Source organism: Amorphus sp. MBR-141 (assembly GCF_053628695.1).
The window spans coordinates 1-6,516 of the sequence record NZ_JBRJGW010000064.1; the positions used below are offsets into that span (position 1 = coordinate 1).

At 63.2% G+C, this 6,516-nt stretch carries 8 protein-coding genes; all 8 read right to left on the reverse strand.

The annotated features are described in order from the left end of the window. Positions 1 to 405 precede the first annotated feature (405 nt). Complete coding sequence (locus ACSSVZ_RS27725) at positions 406 to 717, reverse strand: PepSY domain-containing protein (protein WP_453974100.1); 312 nt, start codon at positions 715 to 717, stop codon at positions 406 to 408. Between the two features lie 430 nt (positions 718 to 1,147). Then, complete coding sequence (locus tag ACSSVZ_RS27730; protein WP_453974101.1) at positions 1,148 to 2,263, reverse strand: HlyD family secretion protein; 1,116 nt, start codon at positions 2,261 to 2,263, stop codon at positions 1,148 to 1,150. Positions 2,264 to 2,276: 13 nt separating this feature from the next. After that, positions 2,277 to 3,857, reverse strand: a complete 1,581-nt coding sequence (locus ACSSVZ_RS27735; protein ID WP_453974102.1) for an MFS transporter — start codon at positions 3,855 to 3,857, stop codon at positions 2,277 to 2,279. A gap of 166 nt (positions 3,858 to 4,023) precedes the next feature. Further along, a complete protein-coding gene (locus ACSSVZ_RS27740; RefSeq protein ID WP_453974103.1) occupies positions 4,024 to 4,440 on the reverse strand; it encodes a MarR family winged helix-turn-helix transcriptional regulator in 417 nt (138 codons plus the stop codon). 427 nt (positions 4,441 to 4,867) lie between these two features. Beyond that, positions 4,868 to 5,167: a type II toxin-antitoxin system RelE/ParE family toxin gene (locus tag ACSSVZ_RS27745; RefSeq protein ID WP_453974104.1), complete on the reverse strand. Its 300-nt coding sequence runs from the start codon at positions 5,165 to 5,167 to the stop codon at positions 4,868 to 4,870. After that, positions 5,164 to 5,451, reverse strand: a complete 288-nt coding sequence (locus ACSSVZ_RS27750; protein WP_453974105.1) for a type II toxin-antitoxin system ParD family antitoxin — start codon at positions 5,449 to 5,451, stop codon at positions 5,164 to 5,166. Before ACSSVZ_RS27750 ends, ACSSVZ_RS27745 begins: the two co-directional genes overlap by 4 nt. A gap of 139 nt (positions 5,452 to 5,590) precedes the next feature. Beyond that, positions 5,591 to 5,848, reverse strand: a complete 258-nt coding sequence (locus ACSSVZ_RS27755; RefSeq protein ID WP_453974106.1) for a type II toxin-antitoxin system ParD family antitoxin — start codon at positions 5,846 to 5,848, stop codon at positions 5,591 to 5,593. 179 nt (positions 5,849 to 6,027) lie between these two features. Beyond that, the gene (locus ACSSVZ_RS27760) at positions 6,028 to 6,273 is read right to left on the reverse strand and encodes a type II toxin-antitoxin system ParD family antitoxin (protein WP_453974107.1); all 246 of its coding nucleotides are present in this window, start codon (positions 6,271 to 6,273) and stop codon (positions 6,028 to 6,030) included. Between the last annotated feature and the right edge of the window lie 243 nt (positions 6,274 to 6,516).

Below are 6,516 nucleotides of genomic sequence, written 5' to 3' on the forward strand. Positions count from 1 at the left end.
CTTCCGGGGCATGGAGCGTCGGCCTGTCTCGTTGATCCGACCCCCTATGAATCACGCAACAGACGCCTTGGGAATCCTTCTCAAACGCGCTCTAAGGCCTCGGCCTCGGCACCTGGGTCAATTGACTCAACCTTCCGGACCCGGATCAGGCCGAGGCGCGCCAAAGTGGGTCTAAGCCCGGCCTGGCCGAGCACGCGGATCATGGTCACGAGCCGTCGGTAGTCGCCCGCTGAGAGCCCTTCAGCCATCATTGGGCTGGTTCCTGCATGGGCCAGCAAGGATACTGGGCAACGGTCCCGCTTGACTTGCCCTGCTAATCACCAGGGCACTGACTCAGATAGATGATGCAGCCAAGCTGTTGAGGATGGTATCGGCAGGCTTGATGCAGGAAGCCGCCGGTCCTTCTCATCCTCCGAACAGTCCTCCGCTTTTGGGTGGTCGAACCTCGCCGGTCTTGGCATCAAAATTCAGCCTCACTTCGGCTCCGTCGCTCATATAGTACACGACCTCGTATTCCCCTTTGGAGTACAAAATACTCTTGATTGCGTAAAATCCTTCACGCCCTTCGGTCGCTGCGACCAGCTGTGAAAGCTTGACGCTGCCTTGGGGGGGAAGGTCCGCACGAGGAGCTGGCGTTTCCTGAGAGGCTGCCGCGCTGCCTAAAATTGCCAGAACACTGATTGCAAGGACAAAATTTCTTACCTTGAGTCTCGGCACTTGAAACTCCCATATCCTACTATCGGCCGGAGGTGCCCCCCAAACCCACCCAAAATAGAGATTGCAGAGCGACCGTCAATTATGATCGCAGCGTCTGCAGACGGGCTTCGAGTTCCGGGCGCCTCTGCTCGGGGTCGGATGACCAGATGGCAATATAGCGATTCCGGAAGTCTTCTGGTTCCATCGCGGGCCTCCGGTTTGTCGACGAATTCGGAGATCACCGATTCGAGCGCCGTCGGGTGGATCCTGCTGCGCACAAGCCAGAATGCTCTGGTAGAGAGCGAGCAAGGCCGTCGCGGCGCCCTCCCCGACAGGCGCGCAGGGCGTCTCGCCCAACCGAGCGGCGCGCAGGCGCGCGAAGCCATCGGCCACGAAATCCCCGGACAAGGGTCGGAAAACTCGATGGCGGAGGCAGCCATGCGCCGTGCCGCTATCGCAGTTCGGCATCCACAGGTGCGGTCGCGGCGATGCGGCCGGCCGGAAACGCCGTCGCCAGCGCCCCGTCGGCGTTTGCGCCGACGTCCACCCGGGCCACGACCGACATGCCAGGAACGAGCCGCTCGGCAAGCGGCTGGCCGGGGTCTATCGCGATGCGGACCGGCAGTCGCTGGGCGATCTTGGTGAAGTTACCGGTCGCGTTGTCGGGCCTGAGCACGCTGAATTCGGAGCCCGTGGCCGGGGCGAACCGCTCAATACGGCCGGTGAGTTCCGCATCGCCAAGAGCGTCGACGGTGAACAGCACCTTTTGTCCGACGGCCATGCCGGCGAGCTGGGTCTCCTTGTAGTTGGCGACCACCCACGTGTGGTCCGGCACCAGCGCCACGAGTTGCGAGCTGGTCGAGACATACTGGCCGACGCGGGCGCTCACTTCGCCCAGCGTCCCGTCGGACGGAGCCCGGATCTTCGTGTTTTCCAGGTCGATCTCGGCCAGGCGCACGCCCGCTTCCGCCGACTTGACGGTCGCGCGCAGCGACGCCCTGGCGGTGACGATGCCCGCAAGTTCCTGCCGGGCGGAATCGAGCCCCGCCTCTGCCGCGTGAACCGCGGCTGTGGCCTGATCGAACGATGACCGGCTCTTGTCGGCGTCGCTCTCGGTGACGATGCCCTTCTTCTGCAGGGACTGCTTGCGCTGCCAGTCGTTCGCGGCGGAGGCCAGTGCCGCCTGGGCGCCTTCGAGCTGCGCCTGCCGGGAAGCAATGCCGGCCTCGGCCGTCCGTTCGGACTGCTCGGAGTTGTCGAGGTCGGCCTTCGCCTTGGCGAGCGCCGCCTTGGCCTTCTCGAGGTTCTGGACGGCGATCCGGTCGTCGAGTGCCACCAGCAGGTCGCCGGCCTTCACATGCTGGTAGTCCTGCACCGGCACGTCGACAACGTAGCCGGAGAACTGCGGGCTCAGCAGCGCGACCTGGCCCCGGACGTAGGCGTCGGTGGTGGTCTCCACCGAGCCGTGGAATGGCGGCAGGTTCCAGGCGAACAGAACCAGCAGAACGCCGGCAGCGCCGATCGCGAGGGCGAGGAGAGTGGCGAAAGAGCGAAAGATCTTGGTCATGCGGGTCGATCTGTCAGGCCGCGGCAGGGATGGCAGACGGGGTCTTGAAGAGGCGCTCGATCGTCTCGTCGACGATCAGGCCGCCGAGCGCGAAGGCGGCAAGGATGGCGGTCGCGAGGAAGGCATCGGAGTAGGCCAGCGCATAGGCCTGCTGGGTCGCCTGCCAGGCCAGCAGAGCCGCCCCCTCCGCGCTGCGCAGCACGGGATCGGCGATGACACGCCCGTAGGTACTGGTCAACTGGCTGAGGCGCTGCGCCACCTGCGGGTCCGTGGTGACGAGGTGGTGCACGATCGCATGCGAGTGGAACTGCTCGCGGCGGGCGACGAACGTGCCGAACAGCGCGCTGCCGAGGATGCCCCCCACCTTCTGGGTGGTGAGGAACACAATGATGAAGCTCAGGATGTAGTTGGGGCCACGCTTCAAGGCTGACATCAGCCCGACGGCCAGCGACGGCGGAAGATAGAGGCCGCTGGCGAAACCGATCAGCATTTGGCTGACATACATCTGCTCTGGCCGGGTCAGCACGGTGACCGAACTGTCGAGATAGGACCCGACGATCAACAGGACCAGCGCTGCCGCGTGGAGCAGGGACTCGCGGCCCGGCTTCATAATTATCGCACAGACCAGGCCGGACAGCACAGCCGAGCCGAGCATCACCCAGTAGAGGCCCGCCATCTGTTCGTTGGCGAGCCCCATCTGGCGCAGAAAGTTGACGGTGCCGCTCGACTGTTCCGACAGGATGATCCGGAACACCAGCAGCGTGCCTGTGAAATGGATGATCTCGCGCGACGTCAACCAGCGCACGTCGAGGAGGGGCGTGTCGCGGTTGAGTTCGATCACCGCCATCGCCGTGATCGCCACGATGCCGACCGCCATCAGGACGCCCAGCCATGGCGCCTCGCCCCACCAGTAGAGCTTGCCGGTGGTGAAGACGACGGCGAACGCGCCGAGGCCGACGGCGACGAGCAGATAGCTCACGATGTCGAGCACGCCGATAACCTTGGCGCGCGGCGGAGAGGCCAAGGGCAGCACATAGATCAGTCCGAGCGCGACCATCGCGAGCCCCATCTCGAACACGTAGAGCGCGTGCCAGCCGCCGAGGTCGAGCAGGCCGGGGGAGATCAGTCCCGCCACCGGCATCGATAGGCCGAGCGCCGTCAACGCCAAGCACAGACCGACGTTCAGTTTGCGCTGCGGCGGCAGGCACTCGAGCATGTAGAGGAAGCCAAGCGACGACATCGGCGCCGCTGCGGCGCCTGCGACGAACCGCACGACGAGTGCCGTCTGGTAGTCGCTCACCCACAGGTGCGTGAGACTGACGAGCACGTAGACGACGATCGACACCTCAGCGAAGTTGCGGATTCCAAACTGGGCGCGCGCCTTGAACAGCATCAGGCTGAGGGAGACGTTCGGCGCCAGATAGGCCGCCATCAGCCAGGTCGCCTCCATATTCGTCGCCTGGAGCGGACCGGCGATCTGGGTCAGATTGGTCGAGATGAAGCTCATCCCGAGACCCTGGGTCAGGGCGATCACCGTTGAGGCGAGCATGTAGACCGCGGTGATCAGCGGCGGGCGTGGCACGAACGGCGGCATTCCTGGCATTCCCGGCCGGCCCGGCGGTGCCGCGGGTGCCGCAGCGGCGTCGCCCATCGTCCGCCCATTGGGAGAGGGATCGCCCTCGCGCTGCGGCGCGGCCGGAGCCTGATCCAGGAGCGTCCTATCGCTCTCGTTCGTTTCGGAGCGGGAAGGAAATGGTCCCTCAGACATGTTCGGCCTGCTCGCCCATGCGTTCGAGCTGCGCCGAGAGCCGCTCGAACAGGTCAACCGCCGCGCGCATTTCATTGTCGTTCACGCCGGCAAAGATTTCCTCGCGGATATCTTTCCCCAGCCGCTGCACCAGCGCCGCCTGCCCTTTCCCGTGGGCGGTCAGCTCAATTCTCTTGGCGCGCCGGTCGTTCTCGGCCGGAACCCGGGTGACGAGATCCAGCGCCGCCATGCGGTCGAGCAGCCGCACGAGCGTCGGCTGCTCGAGTTCCAGTTCGCAGGCGAGTTCGGTCTGGGTCATGCCGGGTCGCTTGGCGAGCCGAAACAGCGCCCGAGCGCGCGGATAGGTCAGGCCGTGCGCCGTCACCCTGGCATTGAAGGTGGTCCGGAGCTTACGGCTGACCTTCGTCATTGCCTCCAGAAACTCAGAGGTGACGGTGTTAGTAGAGGGTGCCATCAACAATCCATAGTGCACTAATATTTATTGCACAAATAGGTAGCAGACACCGTGTTGCGGTGCAAGGAAAGCAACTCCCCCTCGGGCAGATTCCAGTCCCACATGAGGGAATTGGTCCGCTGCCGGGTGCCATAGCGGATGGCATTGGAATTACCCCGGGCCGCTCCGATGAACGCATTTGTGGGATCGGAACCTTGGGAAACGGCAGGTTTCTGGCCGTCTTTGGGGTCACGGGCTGTGCTGAAGACGCAATTGCCACTATTCATTATCCCACGTCGTGCATGGACCCTTCGGGTGGGATCTATCTGAGCCGATTAGAACTCCAATGTGCTTATCGCTGGCAGCTCAAGCAGGCCATGCTCTAGTAGAGGACGGAGATTTTCTACGCGTCCGGAAACAGAATGCGCTCGTAGGCCCTGGCGCCGTGCACCACGTGCAGCACTTCTATGCGCTCATGCGCGATGCGGTAGAAGATCAGGTAGTCGCCGAACGGGCGGCGGCGGATGCCCAGGTGTTCCCATCCAGGAACAAGAGGATAGCCCTTCGGGGCGTGTCCGAGGGCTTCGCATTGGGCGTGGAGTTCGGCGACGAAGGTGTCGGCGCGGGCGGGGTTATCGCTTTTGATCCAGGCGCCGATGTGCAGCATGTTGTCCCATGCGGCCTGCGTGATCACGACCTTCATTCGTCATGACTTTGTTCCGTCAGGCCCAGCTCCGTCCGCAGCCGGCGAAACGCCTCGTCCATGGGCATGGTGCGACCAGCCTCGACATCGGCAAGACCGCGCGTCAGGGCCTCCTCGAGCGCCTTGAGCGCACCTTCCCGGTCGCGCTCCTGCAGGTAGCGCTCGCGCACCAGGTCGCGCACGTACTCGCTGCTTGACGCAAACGCGCCGCGGCGCACCTGCTCGCGCACAAACTGCTCAAGTTCCTTGGTCAGGCTGAGGGTCATTTGGCCGGATGGTTTCATGGCTGGCCTCCTTCCTTCCCCCTTATACCATATAGTGATAATTAGTGACTAACACTATTTGACACTATTATCCTGGTCGATCGGATATCGGCCAGGTCGGCGCGAGCCAACCCGGAATAGACAATTGAGGCCATGCAGCTCAGTCTTTCGCTGCAAGGCGCTTGCGCCCTTCGGCGCTGATGGCTTCACGGTCCAAAGACGTGAAGTCGCCACTGGTGAGGCCGTCTTGGTAGGCCTGTTGCAGCCAGCGCAGCTTGTCGGCTTCGGCCTGGTCGTACTTCTCCAGCAGGCGCAGTGCCTCGCGGACGACCTCGCTCGAGGATGTGTAACGTCCTGACTCCACCTTGGCTTTGACGAACTGGTGCAGTTCGTCGGTCAGGGATACGTTCAGGTTCATGATTGTACTCCTTTTGTTCTATTATGGGACCGAACACAGATTGTAGCAAGCTTTGGCATTTTCTGTGGTCGGGGATTTACATATTCGGTGGGTACCAGGCCCAGCCGGGGCACGTTTGGGTCGGCTTGGTGCTCCCTCGCCACCTTCTCGACCGCGGCGCTTATTTCGGACGCGCCAAATCAGAACCCTTCCTTGGCGAGGCTTTCCGCCTTCGCGTTCAGAGCCGCATCCAGCTCGTCGTCGCCCACATCACCGCCGCCGGCGATCGACGCGGCCAGGGTCTCACGCAGAGCGCTGAGCTTGGCTTCCCGTTCCTCGACCAGCCGCAGGCCTTCCCGCACCACTTCGCTGGCCGAGCCGTAGCGACCCTGCCGAACGGCTTCCTCGACGAATTTTTGCCAGCGATCGCCAATAGACACATTCATCACCGGTACCCTCCTTCTTCTCCTTATAGGGTACGCCAATAACGAAAACTGTGCAATTGATGACATTCTCGCCGCGATCGAAGCCGCATGCGGCATGCGGCTTACCGCAAACGGCGTCGTGTCCCCTTATTTCCGGGAGGCTGACGCACTAAGAGCGCGTTTGAGAAGGATTCCCAAGGCGTCTGTTGCGTGATTCATAGGGGGTCGGATCAACGAGACAGGCCGACGCTCCATGCCCCGGAA